This window comes from Dysosmobacter segnis, assembly GCF_014297285.1.
GTDB classification, from domain to species: domain Bacteria; phylum Bacillota; class Clostridia; order Oscillospirales; family Oscillospiraceae; genus Oscillibacter; species Oscillibacter segnis.
Map to the genome: position 1 here is coordinate 1 of NZ_JACOQI010000003.1, position 16780 is coordinate 16780.

18 protein-coding genes are annotated in these 16780 nt (G+C 57.2%); 4 read left to right on the plus strand and 14 right to left on the minus strand.

Annotation, left to right across the window (positions count from 1 at the left end; all coding sequences use genetic code 11):
- From H8Z83_RS04430 to H8Z83_RS19855, 4 genes are all read left to right on the plus strand, one after another.
- Positions 1–228, plus strand: a 228-nt coding sequence (locus tag H8Z83_RS04430) for a hypothetical protein (protein WP_436231643.1), incomplete at its 5' end; no start/stop codon positions are given.
- Between the two features lie 114 nt (positions 229–342).
- On the plus strand, positions 343–561 hold the full coding sequence (locus H8Z83_RS04435; protein WP_178540731.1) for a hypothetical protein: 219 nt from the start codon (positions 343–345) through the stop codon (positions 559–561).
- 43 nt (positions 562–604) lie between these two features.
- Positions 605–2098 carry a recombinase family protein gene (locus H8Z83_RS04440; RefSeq protein ID WP_178540733.1) on the plus strand — a complete coding sequence of 498 codons (1494 nt, stop codon included), beginning with the start codon at positions 605–607 and terminating at the stop codon, positions 2096–2098.
- On the plus strand, positions 2086–2214 hold the full coding sequence (locus tag H8Z83_RS19855) for a hypothetical protein (RefSeq protein ID WP_256435295.1): 129 nt from the start codon (positions 2086–2088) through the stop codon (positions 2212–2214). Before H8Z83_RS04440 ends, H8Z83_RS19855 begins: the two co-directional genes overlap by 13 nt.
- Positions 2215–3073: 859 nt before the next feature.
- On the opposite strand, the gene H8Z83_RS04445 is transcribed toward H8Z83_RS19855, so the two are convergent.
- From H8Z83_RS04445 to H8Z83_RS04510, 14 genes are all read right to left on the minus strand, one after another.
- Positions 3074–4372 carry an MATE family efflux transporter gene (locus H8Z83_RS04445; protein ID WP_243184735.1) on the minus strand — a complete coding sequence of 433 codons (1299 nt, stop codon included), beginning with the start codon at positions 4370–4372 and terminating at the stop codon, positions 3074–3076.
- Between the two features lie 179 nt (positions 4373–4551).
- Positions 4552–6240 carry a DNA repair protein RecN gene (gene recN / locus H8Z83_RS04450; RefSeq protein ID WP_187013932.1) on the minus strand — a complete coding sequence of 563 codons (1689 nt, stop codon included), beginning with the start codon at positions 6238–6240 and terminating at the stop codon, positions 4552–4554.
- Between the two features lie 39 nt (positions 6241–6279).
- Positions 6280–6729 carry an arginine repressor gene (locus tag H8Z83_RS04455; RefSeq protein WP_187013933.1) on the minus strand — a complete coding sequence of 150 codons (450 nt, stop codon included), beginning with the start codon at positions 6727–6729 and terminating at the stop codon, positions 6280–6282.
- Entirely contained in the window at positions 6726–7604 is an 879-nt protein-coding gene (locus H8Z83_RS04460) for an NAD(+)/NADH kinase (protein ID WP_187013934.1), read from the minus strand. Before H8Z83_RS04460 ends, H8Z83_RS04455 begins: the two co-directional genes overlap by 4 nt.
- Positions 7604–8425, minus strand: a complete 822-nt coding sequence (locus tag H8Z83_RS04465; protein ID WP_187013935.1) for a TlyA family RNA methyltransferase — start codon at positions 8423–8425, stop codon at positions 7604–7606. The genes H8Z83_RS04460 and H8Z83_RS04465 overlap by 1 nt, the downstream gene beginning before the upstream one ends.
- Positions 8415–10274 carry a 1-deoxy-D-xylulose-5-phosphate synthase gene (gene dxs / locus H8Z83_RS04470; protein ID WP_187013936.1) on the minus strand — a complete coding sequence of 620 codons (1860 nt, stop codon included), beginning with the start codon at positions 10272–10274 and terminating at the stop codon, positions 8415–8417. Before dxs ends, H8Z83_RS04465 begins: the two co-directional genes overlap by 11 nt.
- Positions 10275–10309: 35 nt before the next feature.
- A complete protein-coding gene (locus H8Z83_RS04475) occupies positions 10310–10867 on the minus strand; it encodes a hypothetical protein (protein ID WP_187013937.1) in 558 nt (185 codons plus the stop codon).
- A gap of 909 nt (positions 10868–11776) precedes the next feature.
- Complete coding sequence (locus tag H8Z83_RS04480; RefSeq protein WP_187013938.1) at positions 11777–12655, minus strand: polyprenyl synthetase family protein; 879 nt, start codon at positions 12653–12655, stop codon at positions 11777–11779.
- A gap of 1 nt (position 12656) precedes the next feature.
- The gene (gene xseB / locus H8Z83_RS04485; protein ID WP_187013939.1) at positions 12657–12893 is read right to left on the minus strand and encodes an exodeoxyribonuclease VII small subunit; all 237 of its coding nucleotides are present in this window, start codon (positions 12891–12893) and stop codon (positions 12657–12659) included.
- Positions 12883–14100 carry an exodeoxyribonuclease VII large subunit gene (xseA, locus tag H8Z83_RS04490; protein ID WP_187013940.1) on the minus strand — a complete coding sequence of 406 codons (1218 nt, stop codon included), beginning with the start codon at positions 14098–14100 and terminating at the stop codon, positions 12883–12885. The genes xseB and xseA overlap by 11 nt, the downstream gene beginning before the upstream one ends.
- 2 nt (positions 14101–14102) lie before the next feature.
- A complete protein-coding gene (locus H8Z83_RS04495; protein ID WP_187013941.1) occupies positions 14103–15197 on the minus strand; it encodes an acyltransferase family protein in 1095 nt (364 codons plus the stop codon).
- A 73-nt stretch (positions 15198–15270) separates the two neighbouring features.
- On the minus strand, positions 15271–15720 hold the full coding sequence (gene nusB, locus H8Z83_RS04500; protein WP_187013942.1) for a transcription antitermination factor NusB: 450 nt from the start codon (positions 15718–15720) through the stop codon (positions 15271–15273).
- 39 nt (positions 15721–15759) lie between these two features.
- Entirely contained in the window at positions 15760–16137 is a 378-nt protein-coding gene (locus tag H8Z83_RS04505; protein ID WP_187013943.1) for an Asp23/Gls24 family envelope stress response protein, read from the minus strand.
- Between the two features lie 82 nt (positions 16138–16219).
- Positions 16220–16774 (minus strand): SpoIIIAH-like family protein, encoded by a 555-nt coding sequence (locus H8Z83_RS04510; RefSeq protein ID WP_187013944.1) that lies wholly within the window; start codon positions 16772–16774, stop codon positions 16220–16222.
- Positions 16775–16780: the final 6 nt, after the last annotated feature.

Genomic DNA, 16780 nt, shown 5'->3' on the forward strand with positions numbered 1-16780 from the left:
TCTCTGATCCCCGCCGTGGCCGGGCTGGCTGCCGCGGGATCGCTATTGGATGAGGATGCCGAGGAAAAGCGGCGGCGCATAGAGGCGAAAATCGCCGCCGAAAACTTCGGTGCGGCGATTGGCTTCGCCGCAGGCGCGGCTCTGGCTGTGAAAGAAAAATTGGATGAACACGCCGCGCGGGAAGAGCAGAAAAAGCAACAGCATGAGCAAACGATGGGAGGCATGTAGGTGATCCGTACTTCCCTGCCATGAATTATACCGGTGAAAGAGACAGACCGACTGGGTCTGTCTCTTTTGCATAGGACAAGTTTTTTATAAATAGAGTGATAGCACCCATGGGAGGTGATCATTATTATTGTCCGCCCCTTCACTTACGACAGTGATGCGCATATCGTTTCCGGCAGAAAAGCCATGATTCGAATCGAAAACCTCTCCCCTCAACTTACCGCTGAAGAGTGCATGGAGCAGCGGCGATGTATCGAGGAAGGTCTTTTCGAGATTTTTATCAAATACGAAAAACAACAGGAAAATGATAGCTATTTAGGAGCTGCTGCGGTATGATGTACCTGTCAGCAGCTCTTTTCTATGAGAAAGGAGCTACAAAATGAATGCAATATACGCAAGACAATCTGTTGACAGAGCCGATAGTATTTCCATCGAAAGCCAGATTGAGTTCTGCCAATATGAAATGAGAGGTGAACAGTACAAGGTTTATGCCGACAGGGGTTACAGCGGGAAGAATACAGACCGCCCAGCCTTTGCGGAAATGATGAACGACATCGAAAACGGAGTGATCAGCAAGGTCGTTGTTTACAAGCTGGACCGCATCAGTCGTTCCATCCTCGACTTCTCCAATATGATGGAGCAGTTCGGAACACACAAGGTCGAGTTTGTGTCCACAACAGAGAAATTCGATACATCTTCCCCCATGGGACGCGCCATGCTCAACATCTGCATTGTATTCGCGCAGCTGGAACGAGAAACCATTCAAAAGCGCGTGGCTGACGCCTACTACTCCCGCAGCCAAAAGAGCTTCTATATGGGCGGCAGAGTTCCGTATGGATTCCGGCTGATCCCGACAACCATTGATGGTGTCAAGACGTCCATGTATGAGATCAACACGGAAGAAGCAGAGCAGGTGCGTTTGATCTATGAGCTTTATTCCAAGCCGGAATGCTCTTACGGCGACATCATCCGCTACTTCCAGAGCCACGGCATTCTCAAAAATGGAAAGCCATGGGGACGCACGCGCCTTGCAGACGTTCTGCGAAATCCCATTTACGTTCGCTCGGATCTATCCGTCTATGAGTTCTATCGGGACCAAGGCGCCATCATGGCAAACGACCCAGGCGATTTTATTGGCACAAACGGGTGCTACTACTATAAAGGAAAGGATTCCACCGGCCGCAAGCAGATGAATCTGGAGGGCAATTATCTGGTGCTGGCGCCGCACGAGGGGATCATTCCCGCCGACCTGTGGCTGAAATGCCGTGCCAAGTGTCTGGAAGCACAGCAGATCAAGCCGTATCAGAAGGCCAAGAACACATGGCTGGCGGGAAAGATCAAATGCGGCGTCTGCGGATACGCGCTGGTGGATAAGCACTATTCGACCACCCGCTCCAGATACCTCCTCTGCTCCAACAAAATGAACGCCAAAGCCTGTGCGGGTCCCGGAACGATCTACACGGACGAGTTTGAGCAACTCATCTATGATGAGATGCGAAAAAAGTTGGCACAATTCAGAAAACTCAGACAGTGTAAAGGAAATCGCATTAACCCTGAATTGACTGCGTTGAGCGTCCAGCTCACGCAAGTCGAAAGTGAGATTGCCGCCTTAATGGAGCGCTTGTCGGTTGCAGACGATACCATGTTCCGTTATATCAGCGGACGCATCAAGGAACTGGACGGCAAAAAGCAAGAGCTGATGAAACGCATATCTGAGCTGAAGCTGCACAAGGAGGCCGACTACACGGAGATCAGCAATCATCTGACCATGTGGGATGAACTGAGCTTCGACGATAAGCGACAGACGGTAGATCAGCTTATCCGTGTCATCTATGCGACCAGCGATTCCATCAAGATCGAATGGCGCATTTGAAGGTTTATGATTTCCATCTTGTACGTTTCGGCGAGGCGCTGCGTCTGGCCAAGGAGCGGATGAACAGCAAAAACGTCTATTATCTGAACCCCAGCTTTGATACACCGTCCAAATAATAAAACAGACCGCCGCTCTGAGAGCGGCGGTCTGTTCATGCTTTCAGAAATACGGAATCTTCCGCGCAGAAAGGTCTTGGCAAATTTTTGAGATAATTGACCGTCTTTTTGCACTGCCGATCAATTTGTTCACCATCTTGAGGATCATGCCCCTTATCAATTCCCATCCACTTGACCTTTTCCGAGTATCGGCCTGTCGCCTTGATGACAATGGTGGATTCCTCGCGTATGCGCCATCTCCCCTTCTTGACATTTTTGCGATCTTTGCTACAATAAATTTGGGGGGATTGTTATGCGTTTCAAGGATGAAATGAAAGACTTTCTGACTTCTGTGCCGGGAAAGCTCCTTCTTTTTCTTTTCGGAATTGAAGTAATCACTTTCATCTGGCTTTTCCAATGGCCATAAGAAATTAAAACCAAGGAGCGATCACCATGACAGACGGGTTCAAAATACAATGATCGTCTTTCTTATTGCATTATTTTTGGCTGGTTTATTTTATATCAATCTTTTATTCTAACCGCTTAATTTACTAAGCTCATCCGCCCGGATGTGCTTATTTTTTTGCCTTGCGGCTCAAATCGAATCATCCCGCCCTGCCGCAGGTCGCGGGTGAAACGGCTGACCTCCTTTGATCACGATCAGGTCGATCTGCCCCAACGATCCCAACGTTAATGACACTATTTAGTTCCTCCGGGAACGGGAGGGATCCACTTCCTGAGATTTGGCAAAGCAAAGCGCACTGGATGGAACCGAATGAAAAGAACTACTGACAAAAAGACATCCAAGGATCAAATTTCTTGGATGTCTTTTGCTATTCACGGTTCCGTACCTCTGCAAACGGTGCATCATGGTGTCACTCTAAATGTTTACATCTACACGCTGCTTGGCGGCCCATGCGATCACAAAGGTGATGACCTGCGCGACCGGCGTGGCAAGCCAGACACCGGTCAGCTTCAGCATTGGCGGCAGGATCAGAAGCATCAGCAGCGTGCAGACCGGCTCAGCATATACGAGAAGGTAGGAAAGTCCATTCTTTTCCGTTGCGTAGAAGTAAGATGTTGTAATACGGACAAACGCCAGAAACAGCAGCGTTGCGAGAAAAAGTGGGAGATACCGGATGACCCCGGCGTTTGCCTCTGCCGAAGCGCCAAACAGCGTGCCGACCTTTGCTCTCGCGAGATAGACACCGATCGTGCAGACTGCCGTGATCGCAGCAGCGGTCAGGTAGGCCAGCTTTCGGACAGCCTGAACGGAAGATCGGTCATCCTTTCCGTAATACTGGCTGATCAGCGGCTGACTGCCGTCGCCTACTCCTTGCAGCAGCAGATAGAGGATCGCGGTAATATAGCCGATACAGCCGTAAACCGCAACTGCCTGCTCATCCCCGTACAGAAGCAGAAAGCGATTTATGAGGAGCATCGTGATGATGGAAGAAAAGGTCAAACCAAAGGGCGAGATCGAGACGATCAGGACATTTTTCCAAAGCCTGCATAGCTCCCGCAGTTCCGGCAGGCAAAATCCGCTCTTTTTTACAAGGAAGAAAATGACTGCCACGATCATAGTCACGGCCTGTCCGATAATGGTCGCCCATGCAGCGCCGGCCATTCCCCAGTTCAGGGCCCACACGAAAACATAGTCCAAAGCAATATTCGTTGCAAAGCCGAAAGCCATGGCTATCATGGCAACCGTTGCCCCGCCCATATTGCGGATAAATGGGACGAAGCCGGTTGCCAAAAGCTGAAAAACAGCGCCCAGCGCGATTACCTGGGCATACATGACACAGAGCGTGAGCATATTGCCTCTTGCACCCAGCAGATGAAGAATCGGCTGGGCAAAAGCAAATAGGATCGCCGTCAATAAACCGGCAGTCAGCAGCATCAGCAGCGTTGTTCCGGAAAAGCACTCCTGACGCTTTTGGGTTTCCCCCTGCGCGTTCAGGATCGTAAAGCGAATCGCTCCCGACAGGCCAAGGCCCGTACCGACCGCTCCGATCAGTGCGGAAATCGGATAGCCCAATGTGATGGCGGTCAATCCTGTATCACCGAGGCTTTGCCCGATAAAGAACCCATCGACAATGGTGTAAACCCCCGACAATGCGAATGCGAGGATGGACGGAATGACATAGGAAAAGAATTTCTTGTTCAGTGCGGTGTTCATTCACCTGTGTCTCCATTTCTTTTTCAAAAACAAGATTGAATAGTGTGATGGCGTCCGTCATCTGCTTCATACGCTCTGCGCCCATACATTTCAACCCGCATACCCCACGAGGGGGCGACAGCAAAAGTACACAAATTCCTTGTGAAGCTTTGCAACAAGGAGGCAATACAAAGACAGGCTTACACAAAATGCTGCTTTCGATAGGCGTCCGCCTGATCCAGCAGTTCGCCGGCACTTTCCAGCAGCGCGGGCGTTACCTGACTGCCGCCGGTAATCCGAGCCAACTCCGCTTTGCGGGCCTCCCGGTCCAATTGGATGACTCTTGTGAACGTCCGTCCCCCGCTCTCCCCTTTTTCCACGGAAAAATGGGTGTCTGCCATTGCGGCCAGCTGTGGCAGATGGGTCACGCAGAGTACCTGCTTGTGCCGGGCCACCTGAGTCAGCTTTTCCGCCACCTTTTGGGCCGCGCGGCCGGAAACGCCGGTATCCACCTCGTCGAATACCAGCGTGGCAATGGACTCCTGCTCCGCCAGCACGTTTTTCAAGGCCAGCATGATCCGGGCTAACTCGCCGCCGGAGGCGATCTTAGCGATGGGCCGCAGGTCCTCTCCCGCGTTGGCGGACATCAGGAACCGGATCACGTCGCAGCCGTCGGCGGCAGGCTCTTTTTCCGTGAATTCGATAGCAAAGCGAACTTTGTTCATGTCCAGATCCCGTAGTTCCGACTGAATTCGCTGCTCCAGCGCTTGGGCAGCCGCTTTCCGTTTTTGGGTCAGTTCCGCGCTGGCGGCACGGACAACAGCCTCCGCCTTCTTCAATTTACCGTTCAGCAGGATCAGGGTATCGTCCGCCGTCTCCATGGCGTCCAGTTCACTGCGGCACTGTTCCAGATAGGCGATCATGTCCTCCACAGTGGCGCCATATTTCTTTTTCAGGCGGTAAAGCTGGTCGGTCCGGGCCTCCGCGGCGTCCAACTCCGCGGGAGAAAAGGCAAATTCTGCCCGTTTATCCCGAATCGTCTCGGCAAGGTCATATACTTCACAGCGAATGGATTCCAACCGTTTGTATAGCTCACCCAACTCATCACTGAGGGTGCGGATGCCCCGAAGGGCCTCCTCTGCCTCCCGGATGGCTGAGACCGCGCCTGCACCGTTGTCATCGCCGCTGAGACAGTAATCGGCCCCGGACAGGGCGGCAATATACTTCTCGCCGTTGCGCAGCAGCTCCCGCCGGGCGTTCAGTTCCTCCTCCTCGCCGGGGACCAGCTCCGCCCGCTCCAGCTCGTCGATCTGGAACCGGAGGGAATCCATGCGCCGGGCTTTCTCCGCCTCATTCATTTGCAAGGATCGAATTTGATCCCGGATAGCCGCCATGGCGTTGTAGGCGCTGCGGTAGGCAGCCAAGGGGGCCTCCATCCGCCCGAAGCGGTCCAGATACGCGCCATGCTGTTCCTCATCCAAAAGCTGCTGGCCGTCGTGCTGGCCATGGATGTTCAAAAGCTCTCCGCCGATCTGGCGCAGTTGGGTAACAGTCAGAGGGCGGCCATTGGCGCGGCAGACGTTCTTGCCGTCCCCACAGATCTCCCGCTGCAACAGCAGATTGCCGTCCTCGTCAGGTGTGACGCCGTTGTCAGCCAGTCCCGGCAGTGTGGACGGGACCTGAGAAAAAACGGCGCTGACAAAGGCCTTGTCCGCGCCGGTCCGGATCAGCTCCCGGGAGGCCCGCCCGCCCAAAACCGCGCTCATGGCGTCAATCACAATGGACTTGCCGGCGCCGGTCTCGCCGGTCAGGGCGTTGAAGCCGGGGCGGAAGGATATATCCGCCGACTCGATCACCGCGATATTTTCAATGTGAAGCAATTCCAGCATGTTCCGCGTCTCCCTTCGGAATGGGTTTCTGCCGGTGGTTTACAGCATTTCCCGGATCTCCTGGCAGAAGGTCTCCGCACAGGCGTTGTCCTTCATGACCACGAAGACCGTGTTCTCCCCTGCCAGCGTACCCACCATGCCGTTGACATCCATGTGATCCAGGGCCTCGCAGGCGCCGCCGGCCAGACCGGCCAGCGTCTTGAATACCACGATGTTCTGGGCGCAGTCCACGCTGGTGATGCTCTCATGGAAGATGGTGCGCAGCTTGTCCGCAATGTTCAGACGGGCACGGCTGCTGGAAACCGCGTATTTGTAGGTGCCGTGGCCCGTAGGCTCCTTCACCAGATGAAGCTGCTTGATGTCCCGGGAGATGGTGGCCTGGGTACTGGCCACGCCCCGCTGCCGCAGCTGCTCCAGGAGCTGCTCCTGGGTCTCGATGTGTTCCTTTGCGATGATGTCAAGGATCATGGATTGGCGATTGTTTTTCATGACTGGAAACCTCCCGGCAGCATTTTTTGCGCGAATACTTCGCAGAAGCTCTTTTCAGACAGATGCGCCAGCCGGGTCAGATACCGGCTTCGGCGGATCTGGACAATATCGTTGGAATGCAGAGGGAACGCCCGACTCTCATCCACAAACAGGAATATCGGCTTGCGGCCATTGCGCTCAAAGGAGACCGTCAGGGTGTGGTCCGGCGAGAGAACGTAAGAGGAAAAGCGCATATTGTGGGTGCAGATGGGTGTCAGAGTCAGGATCTGGGCCACCGGCTCCACCACCGGGCCGCCGGCGGAGAGTGAATAAGCTGTGGAGCCTGTGGGGGTGGCAATGATGGCGCCGTCTCCCGCGATGTCCGCAAGGTGCTTTCCGTCGGAAAATACCTTCAGATGGATCACATGGGAGATGGGGCCCTCTCGGATCACTGCATCATTCAGGCCCATATTCGTATAGATCTGCTTGCCGTCCCGCAGAACGGAAACGTCCAGCATCATTCGTTCTTCAATGGGAAAATCCCAGTTTTTCAGGCCGCGCAAAGCATTCAGAGAGCCGACCTCCAGCTCCGCCAGAAAGCCCAGTCCCCCCATGTTGATACCCAGCATGGGGATCTTGTGCAGCGCCGCCAGCTTGGCCAGATGCAGGATCGTTCCGTCGCCGCCAAGGGTGATGACCAGATCCGCACCCTTCAATTCCGGCAGCAGCGGCTTGGAGGGCAGATCTCCGAAGGCGTCGGTTTTCGGGTCCCGGAAGGGCGAACAGACCACCGTCTGAAAGCCCATGTCCCGCAAAATGGCAATGGCGGACTTTGTGGCCTTCATTCCGGTGTCCCGGTCCGGATTCGGACAGAGAATGATTTTTTTCGGTTCCATTATACCGTCCCCTCTCCGTGCTCCTTCAGGGTTTGATGGGATTCCTCCACCAGAGCGTCCAAGTCAAAGGCTGCGGTGGTTTCCGCGCCCTTTTGCAGGAAGCCCAGATACTCGATGTTCCCCTCCGGTCCACGGATAGGAGAATAGGTCAGTCCCAGAACACCGAAGCCCGCTTCCCTTGCGTGCTCCAGATAGTGCTCCAGCACCTCCTTGTGCACTGCCGGGTCCCGGACAACGCCCTTCTTGCCTACCTTCTCCCTGCCGGCCTCAAACTGGGGCTTTACCAGACTGGCCACATAGCCGCCGTCCTTCAAAACGTTGGCCACCGCCGGCAGGATCAGCTTCAGGGAAATAAAGCTCACGTCGATGGAGGCAAAATCCAGCTCGTCCGGGATCTGCTCATGGGTCAGGTACCGGGCATTGGTGCGCTCCATGCACACCACACGGGGGTCCTCACGGAGCTTCCAGGCAAGCTGGCCGTAGCCTACATCCACCGAGTAGACCTTGCTGGCTCCATTTTGCAGCATACAGTCCGAAAAGCCGCCGGTGGAGGCACCGATGTCTCCGCAGATGCAGCCATTCAACTCAATGGGAAATTCCGCCATGGCTTTTTCCAGCTTCAGACCGCCCCGGCTTACATACTTCAAAGTATTCCCACGAATTTCGATTTTTGCGTCATTGGGGACCGCTGTTCCGGGCTTGTCCACCCGCTGACCGTTGACGAACACCAGACCGCTCATAATGGTGGCCTGTGCCTTCTGGCGGCTTTCCTGAAGCCCCTGCTCCGTCAGCAGCACATCCAGCCTCGTTTTATTGCTCACAGGACATGGCCTCCTTTACCGTTTTTACCACACCGTCAGCGTCAAGGCCGAACCGATGCCGCAGTTGATCCACCGTGCCCTCCGGGGCAAAGTGATCCTTCAGATTTTGCAAAATCATGTGGGGACAGCACTGCCCGGCCTCTTCCATGGCCGCAGCCAGCTGCTGGCCCACGCTGCCGTTTTCAAAACAGTCCTCCAAAATCAGGACTGTCTTGGCTCTCTCTGTCTCCCGGAGGATCGCCGCCGTGTCCAGAGGGGCGATGCGGTTGAGTTTCACCACGCGGGTGGAGATCCCGGATCGTTCCAGCTCCTCCGCGGCGGACAGGGCCTGCTCCACCAGCGTTCCGTAAGTGATCAGGACTGCCTGACGGCCATCCTTCAAGCGAACTGCGGCCTGAGTGCTGGTGTCCGCGTTAAAAACGCCCTCTCCCCCTCTGGGATACCGGATCGCCACCGGGCCGTCGATCTCAAACAGCGCCTGATGAAGCATGGTCCGCAGTTCCGCAAAGCTGGCGGGGCACAGGACCGTGAACCCCGGAATACTGGTGAGATAGGAAACATCCAGACAGCCGTGGTGGGTCTCGCCGTCAGCACCCACCAGACCGGCCCGGTCCACGCCAAGGACAACATGAAGCTTTTGCAGAGCCACATCGTGGACCAGCATATCGTAGCTCCGCTGCAAAAAGGTGGAGTACACGGCGAAAACAGGGATCATCCCCTGCTTGGCCATACCGGCAGCCATGGAAACACCGTGCCCCTCCGCAATGCCCACATCGAAGAATCGCTCCGGGTGGGCCTGCTCGAATACTGTCAGGCCGGTGCCTTCCTCCATGGCGGCGGTGATAGCACAGATGCGGCTGTCCTCCCCGGCGCAATCGCTGAGGGTCTTGCCGAATACGGAGGAAAAGGTCTCTCCGGGTGCTTTTTTCAAAAGTCCGGTTTCCGGATCAAAGGGCGCGATCCCGTGGAACTTGCCGGGGTCCCGCTCTGCGAAGGCGTAGCCCTTACCCTTCTGGGTGTGGACATGGACCACCACCGGGCCGGTGAGCTCCTTGGCCCATGTCAGCATATCGCACAGGCGGGGCAGATCATGGCCGTCGATGGGACCAAGATAGGTGAAGCCCATATCCTCAAAGAGAGTGCTTCCCGGCCACAGTGTCTTTTTTAGGCTGGTTTTCAGCCGATGGTTAAAGCGATAGATGGCGGACTGGGAGGGAGACTCTCCAAAGAGGCCCCGATACCATTTCTTAAAGTGGTAGTAGGCAGGTTTGCTGCGCAGCTTGGAAAGATGGTTCGGCAAAGCCCCCACGTTGGGGTCGATGGACATGCCGTTGTCGTTCAGAAGAACGATCATATGCTCACCGGAGGCCCCAACGTTGTTCAGACCCTCGTAGGCCAGTCCGCCGGTGAGGGCGCCGTCACCGATCAGCGCCATGACCTGATAATCCTGGTGCTGCAAGGTCCTTGCCCTCGCCATGCCCAACGCCACGGAAACGGAGTTGGAGGCGTGGCCCGCGATGAAGGCGTCATGGACGCTTTCGTGGGGCTTGGGGAACCCGGAGAGGCCGTCCAGCTGCCGCAGTGTGGAAAACAGCGCCTGACGGCCGGTGAGGGCCTTGTGGACGTAGGCTTGATGCCCCACGTCGAACACAAGGCGGTCATGGGCGGTGTCAAAGACCCGGTGGATCGCCACCGTCAGCTCCACAACGCCCAGATTGGAGGAAAAGTGTCCGCCTGTTTTCGACACGTTTTCCAGCAGAAACTGCCGCAACTCCTTACAAAGCTGCGGCAGTTGATTTTGATCGAGTGCCCTGATATCCTCAGGGGAATGAATGGAATCCAGAATCACAATGACCTCCTGCGGCTGTATGGATCAGCAAAGACTCAGCCGCGATGAAACAAATGCAGAAACCGGCCTGCCAGATGGACCACCCGCTTGCTCTGATTCATGGCAAAGGGCTTTCCCAGCGCTTTTCCGCCGATGGTAGCGCCGGAGATCAGCGCCGTGACACCCACGGAGATCAGCACGTTTTCCAGGTCCAGTCCCTTTTGCAGACGGGCCACGATCACCGCGCCGGTAGCGCCGGAGACGATGCCGCAGATATCGCCCACCACATCGTTGCAGACGCTGGATACCCGGTCCGCGTTCCGCAGGAGCTTCAGCGCCTCTTTTGCGCCCTTTTCCTTGTGGGCGGCCATGGAGTGAAAGGGGCGGGGATCCGCCGCGGTCACCGCCACGCCGATGATGTCAAACAGGATGCCAAGTCCAATGAACAGCGCCAGGATCAGCAGCGCCAGCAGCAGACCGGCGTTCTCCAAAATGGCCTCGGAGCTCAGGCTCAGCAGCCCGGACAGGGCCACGGCCATGACAAAGGCCGTCAGCGCCCAGCGGTAGTGGTTATGTTCCTTCTTGCCGGTTTTCGGATTGGAAGGTTTTTTCAAAAAAACGCCTCCGTTATCATTCAGATATGCTAAGTCAGCGGCAGCAAACCAGGTAAATCTTGCGGCTTAGGTGCGGGTTTGTTTTCCCCACGGAACACCTCTCGTTGCCGATGGAGGCGGTTCCCCTTTCAGTTCCGAGGCGCGCCGTCGCCGATCGCACTACCCGATTGCCACTGAGTCCGCACTGCAATCCCTGATTCGCTTCCCATGAACAGCCTAGGTGTTTTCCACCACAGTCTGTCCGTTTCTTTAGCCTCTTTTGCAAAACAGGTTTCAGCGGGCGATCACGATCGCCGTCCCGGCCAGGACAGCGCCGTGTTGATCCCACATTCACCAGCTTCACGCAAGGCAGGCTACGGCTGCACACAGCGTTACGCACCCGAAGGCACGATGCACCGCATTGCAGGTTCATCATCTGCTTCGTACATGGATCCGCTTACCACAATGGGAGTACGTCCACGCACAAGAACAGGTCTCCACGGAAACAGGGTCGGGGTATCCATGCCATTGGAAATCGCCCTGAGTCCGCAAGCGCGAAAAGCGCGCTTCCTCCCAGCATCCACCCAAGACTGGGCGTCTCAAGCAGACACCAGAAGTTTCACAGGTGTGCCCTTTGGAGGCTTTTTAGGTCCTCCCTCGGAAACGGCAGATCTGACTAGAATACTGCGCCGCCGCTTAGCTCATATCAGTATAGCATGGCTTGCGAAAATATGCAACAGCTTCCGTATATATACAGAGCGGCTGACGGTGTGCTTCATAGACCCGACGAGCGATTTCTGGCGGCATCTTAACAGCTTTCCGGGTTTCGGTCCGTTCTTGCTTCCTTTTGCGGACCTTCGCTGTATGCGTGCCTGCGGATTTCTGCAAAGAAAACAACCGGAAGGGTCATCCCTCCCGGTGTTTGTTGCCTTATTTTGTGCGCTCAGTGAGGCTTTCCGCCAAAGCGGTCAAAAAGCCGTCCCGATCCAAGTCGGACACGGCGGAGACCGCCTGTTCCGTCAGCTCATGGACCAGCTTGCCGCAATCATCCAGACCCAGCAGGTCCACATAGGTGACCTTGCCCTCGTCCTTGTCGGAGCCGATGGGCTTGCCGAATTCGTCGGCGTTTCCGATGACGTCCAGCATATCGTCCCGGATCTGGAAGGCAAGGCCCAGCTGATAACCGTAGTCCTCCGCGGCCTTCCGGGCCGCCTCGCTGCCGCCGGCTGCGCCGACGCCCAGCATACAGGCCCCGGCGATCATAGCGCCGGTTTTCAGGTGGTGGACCTCCGTTAACTCATCTTGGGCAGAGGGATGGTGCAGCGTGTCCAGCACCTGCCCCGCTACCATGCCGTCCGGGCCGGACGCGTTCGCCAGAATCAGGGCGCAGTCCGCCCGCTGGGCATCGGTCAGGCCGGGAGCCGTCAGGATCAGGCGGTAGGCCGCAGGCTGGAGGGCGTCTCCCGCCAGTACTGCCAAGGTCTCGCCATAGACCTTGTGGTTGGTGGGTTTACCCCGGCGGAGATCGTCGTCATCCATGCAGGGCAGGTCATCATGGATCAGAGAATACGTGTGGACCAGTTCCAGCGCGCAGCCAACCGGCACGGCCTTGTGCCAGTCCAGACCGCACAGCCGGGCAAACTCCAGCGTCATCACCGGACGCAGCCGCTTGCCGCCGGAGAGAACGCTGTACCGCATGGCCTCATAGAGGTCCGCCCAGTGTGGCTTTTCCGCAAACAAGCTGTTCAAATAGTCCTCGATGGCCGCCAGATATTCCTGATACCGGGCGTCAAACGCAGTCTTTTCCATGTCAATCCTCCGTACTTTCAAAGGGCAGCTCCACAGGTGCGCCGTCGGGTCCCTTCATCAGCTTGACCACCTGCTGCTCCGCCTTGTCCAGCTCCGTGGAACAGGCGTTGACCAACTTGGTCCCCTCCTCAAATAACCGCAGGGAATCCGCCAAGGGGGCATCCCCTTTTTCCAGCGCTGCCACGATCTCCTCCAACCGGGACAGCTTTTCCTCAAAGCTCAGTTTTTTAGCCGCCATTTCGCGCCTCCTCGATATGATCCACCACGGCGGTCAGGCCGCCGCTGCCCAATGTCACATGTATCCGCTCGCCTATATGGGTCTCCCCGCTGCTTTTCAGCACCTGCCCTGCCTCGTTCCGGGCCACGGCGTAGCCCCGGCCCAGAACCTTCAAGGGGCTCATAGCATCCAGTGACGCCGCAAGAGCTGTAAAGGTTTTTTGCTTTCGCGCGATCTCGGCATTTGCCAGATCTCCAAGGCGCTGCTGCAAGTGCAAAAGCTCCATGCGCTTGTCCTGTACGTAGGCCAGTTGGTCCGTCAGGACCCGTTTGCGGCCCAGCGCATCCACCCGCTCCCGCAGGGCTTGCAGGCGGGACGCTTGGCTGCCGGTCATCCGCTCCGCCAGGTCGTTGAGCTGCCGCCGCAGCTCCACCTGATCCGGCACCGCGATCTCCGCGGCGTTGGAGGGCGTGGAGGCCCGGGCGTCCGCCACAAAGTCGGAAATGGTGACGTCCGGCTCATGGCCTACGGCGGAAATCACCGGGGTCTCGCAGGCGTAGATGGCACGGGCCACCCGCTCATCGTTGAAGGCCCACAGGTCCTCCATAGAGCCGCCGCCCCGGCCGGTGATGATGACATCGCCGATCTTCCACTTGTCGGCGTACCGGATGGCCCCCGCGATCTCTGGCGGGGCCTCCGCCCCCTGTACCCGCACCGGCAGCAAGATCACCTTTGCCAAGGGATACCGCCGCCGCAGAATACGGATCATATCGTGGACCGCCGCCCCCGCTGAGGAGGTCACAATGGCGATGCGCTCCGGGAATCGGGGCAGCGGCTTCTTGTGGGCCTCATCGAAAAGCCCCTCTTTATAAAGCTGCTCCTTCAGCTGCTCGAAGGCCAGCGCCAGATCTCCCGCCCCCTCCGGGGTCATGGTGTCGCAGTAAAGCTGATATGCGCCGTCCCGGGGAAAGACGCTGACCCGGCCCGTCACCAGCACCTTCATGCCGTTTTCCGGACGAAACCGCAGACGCAGAGCCTGCCCCTTGAACATGACGCACCGGATGGCTCCGGTGGGGTCCTTCAGGGAAAAATAGTGGTGCCCCGAGGGGTACATTTTATAGTTGGAGATCTCACCCCGGACGCAGATGCCGGACAGCATGGGTTCGTTGTCCAGCAGGAGCTTCACCAGTTCGTTGACCTCCGTGACGCTGAAAATATGCCGCTCCATAGTTACTCCTTATCCAGCCAGGGGCGGAGCCGGGCCGATACGGCTTCCTCCGCCCACCGGGAAAACGCTTTGACACGGAACAAGCGGAATAAGCCTGCCCGCAGGACGTCCGCCAGAGAGCAGACGAGGTAGATGGCAAACGCGCCGCCCAGAACGCCCGATGCCAGTAGAATCGGTGGCTTGTCCGCCAGAAACGCAAACCGGCCTGCCAGCCAGTGCTCCCAGATCAGCGGATGGGCGTGGATCAGGTACACGCTGAAGGCCAGCGGCGAGACGCTTTCGATAAAACGCCCAAAACGGGGGCCGATATTCAGCTCCGCGAAGCACAGTACCAGCGCCACCGCCGCCAGCAGAACGGTGGGCGAGGTGTACGCTGTCAGCAGCACCTTGTCGCAGAGGTGTCCCGTCCGGGCCATCCACAGCCGGTCCCCTGCCAGACGCACCAGCCACGTTGCCAGTACGCAGCCTGCATAAATCGCCCCCCGGCTGGCGGGACGGCGGGACGTCTGCCTCCCGCACAGCCGCAGGACGCCGCCCAGCAGGTAGAGACAGGACAGCCACAGGACGCTGTAACCGTTGTCCGTCAGGAAGACGTCCTTTTGCCGCAGGGTGGGCAGAACGGAAAACACCAGCACGATGGACAGCGCCAGCAGCCGCAGCTGTCCCTTGGAAAGGCGGTTCAGCAGCAGATTGAAAAACGGGATGAACAGGCACATACCGAAGTAGGCCGTCACATACCAGTACTGCCGGAACAGCACCGGGAAAAAGGCCCGCAGCACCCGGTCACCGTTGACGCTGCCGGGCATCAGACATGCAAATACCGCCGTGATGCCCAGCGTGTAGAACGCCACCCGCAGCCACAGGGCCAGCGCACCGCTGTACCGGAAGCGCCGCTGAACGCCTACATATCCGGAGATCAGTCCGTAACAGTTGACGGCGCAGTAGGCGGCAGTCTCCAGCAGCCGTGCGGTCCCCTGCCCCGCAGACAGGGGCGCCGCGGCAGCCAGAACGCCGCCCTTATTCAGAATATGGAGAATGACCACCATCCACATGGCGGTCATCCGCAGCAGGTCGATCCCCCGGTTGCGCTGTTCCATGGCGTCTCCTTGTGTAAAAAAGCAGAACGGAGGCGGTCTGTGCCGCATCCGCTCTGCCGGTTTGTTGAGATGCTTACTGGGAGATCTCTTCCCGCGCGAAGCTGCCCAGAATTCCGTTGATAAATTTCACGGTTTCCGGCGTCTCGTATTTTTTGGCGATCTCCACCGCTTCGTTGATGGCGGCGCCATTGGGAATGTCCTGCATGTAGAGGATCTCGTACATGGCTACCCGCATGATGGCGGAGGCCACCAGAGGAATGCGGGAGAACTTCCAGTTCTTAGCATACTTGGCGATATAGCCGTCCAGCTCGGCGGCGTGTTCATTCACACCGGTCACCAGGCGGGTGATATACGCCACCTGCTTGGCGTTGGGCGCTTCTGTGTACAGGGAGTCCTCCTCCGCCAGCTCGGCAAACGCCTCGCTGGTCAGCCGCTCCTGCAGCAGCTCTTCCACGGTTTTATCCGTGAAGCTCAATTCGTAGGAAAGATGCGCGGCAATTTCCCGTGCGGTATTCCGTGTCATAGATTCTCTCGTCCTTTTCTCTCTTGTTCAGTCTGGCAATCAGGCCAGGGTCACGCCGCCCACATGGATGTTCACCGTTTCCACGGTGCAGCCGGTCATATCGCTGACCGCAGAGGCCACAGCCTTCTGGGCATTCTCTGCCACCTCAGGGATAGCGTGGCCGTATGCCACCGTCAGGTAGATATCCAGCACCAGACCGGTCTCGGTCATTTCGATCTTTACGCCCTTGGCGGTCTTCTGAGCACCCTTCTTGTTGGTCACCAGATCCGCAACGCTGGTACCCAGATTTCCCATCATGCCGGAAACGCCTTCCACCTCCCGGACGGCGCCCACCGCGATGGCGGCGATGACCTCCTCGGAAATGTGGATGCTTCCCTGCTCGTCGGAAAGCGTCATATAACCCTTATTTTCAGCCATTGTGATTCTCCTTTTTGTATCTTGGCGGCGAACTTCATTTCTAATGTGTTATTCTACCATGCAATTCCGAAAATTACAACAGCTAATTTGATGCCATGATCCGAATGGCGCTGGCGGCATAGCCGGTCTCAGTCATGGCGATGTCCGTGATCTTGGCTACATCCGTGGAATTCAGCGTTCCGTCCGCCGTGGATACAACGATGCTCAGGGAATCATCCCCCATAAAGGCCACGCAGTCGGTGTACCCCTTGGCCGTCACCAGATTTTCGATTTGGGCTTCCTTCAGCGTGTAGGACGCCAGCACCTGAATACTCTCCGACGCCTGGTTTGCCACCTCTTTGTCCGCATCCTCCTGCTTGGCGGCATCCTCAAGGAGAGAAATGGCGCTGTCCCGCGCCTGCTGCCGGGTAAGCCGGGCGGAGGCGAAGTAATCGTCCCCCTCGTAGACGGTGTCCTCCGCCAGCTCTGTTCCCTCCTGACCGGAGACCAGCGTGGCCTCTCCCAGAATTTTCGTTCCTGTCTCCTCTGCCTGCTGGAGGGCCTCCTGCGTGGAGTATTTCCAGTTCAGCCCCACCGCTGCGCACACCAGCACCGCCATGGTGCCTACCACAAGGTTTCGCTTTGCGTTTCCGCTCATAGCTTT

Excerpts from the sequence above, each read along its gene's own strand:
- H8Z83_RS04495 (WP_187013941.1), bottom strand. The coding sequence starts at position 15,197 with ATGGAACAGCGCAACCGGGGGATCGACCTGCTGCGGATGACCGCCATG.
- xseB (WP_187013939.1), bottom strand. The coding sequence starts at position 12,893 with ATGGCGGCTAAAAAACTGAGCTTTGAGGAAAAGCTGTCCCGGTTGGAG.
- H8Z83_RS04510 (WP_187013944.1), bottom strand. The coding sequence starts at position 16,774 with ATGAGCGGAAACGCAAAGCGAAACCTTGTGGTAGGCACCATGGCGGTG.
- H8Z83_RS19855 (WP_256435295.1), top strand. The coding sequence starts at position 2,086 with ATGGCGCATTTGAAGGTTTATGATTTCCATCTTGTACGTTTCGGCGAG.
- H8Z83_RS04455 (WP_187013933.1), bottom strand. The coding sequence starts at position 6,729 with ATGAAAAACAATCGCCAATCCATGATCCTTGACATCATCGCAAAGGAA.
- H8Z83_RS04460 (WP_187013934.1), bottom strand. The coding sequence starts at position 7,604 with ATGGAACCGAAAAAAATCATTCTCTGTCCGAATCCGGACCGGGACACC.
- H8Z83_RS04505 (WP_187013943.1), bottom strand. The coding sequence starts at position 16,137 with ATGGCTGAAAATAAGGGTTATATGACGCTTTCCGACGAGCAGGGAAGC.
- xseA (WP_187013940.1), bottom strand. The coding sequence starts at position 14,100 with ATGGAGCGGCATATTTTCAGCGTCACGGAGGTCAACGAACTGGTGAAG.
- recN (WP_187013932.1), bottom strand. The coding sequence starts at position 6,240 with ATGCTGGAATTGCTTCACATTGAAAATATCGCGGTGATCGAGTCGGCG.
- H8Z83_RS04480 (WP_187013938.1), bottom strand. The coding sequence starts at position 12,655 with ATGGAAAAGACTGCGTTTGACGCCCGGTATCAGGAATATCTGGCGGCC.
- H8Z83_RS04440 (WP_178540733.1), top strand. The coding sequence starts at position 605 with ATGAATGCAATATACGCAAGACAATCTGTTGACAGAGCCGATAGTATT.
- nusB (WP_187013942.1), bottom strand. The coding sequence starts at position 15,720 with ATGACACGGAATACCGCACGGGAAATTGCCGCGCATCTTTCCTACGAA.
- H8Z83_RS04445 (WP_243184735.1), bottom strand. The coding sequence starts at position 4,372 with ATGAACACCGCACTGAACAAGAAATTCTTTTCCTATGTCATTCCGTCC.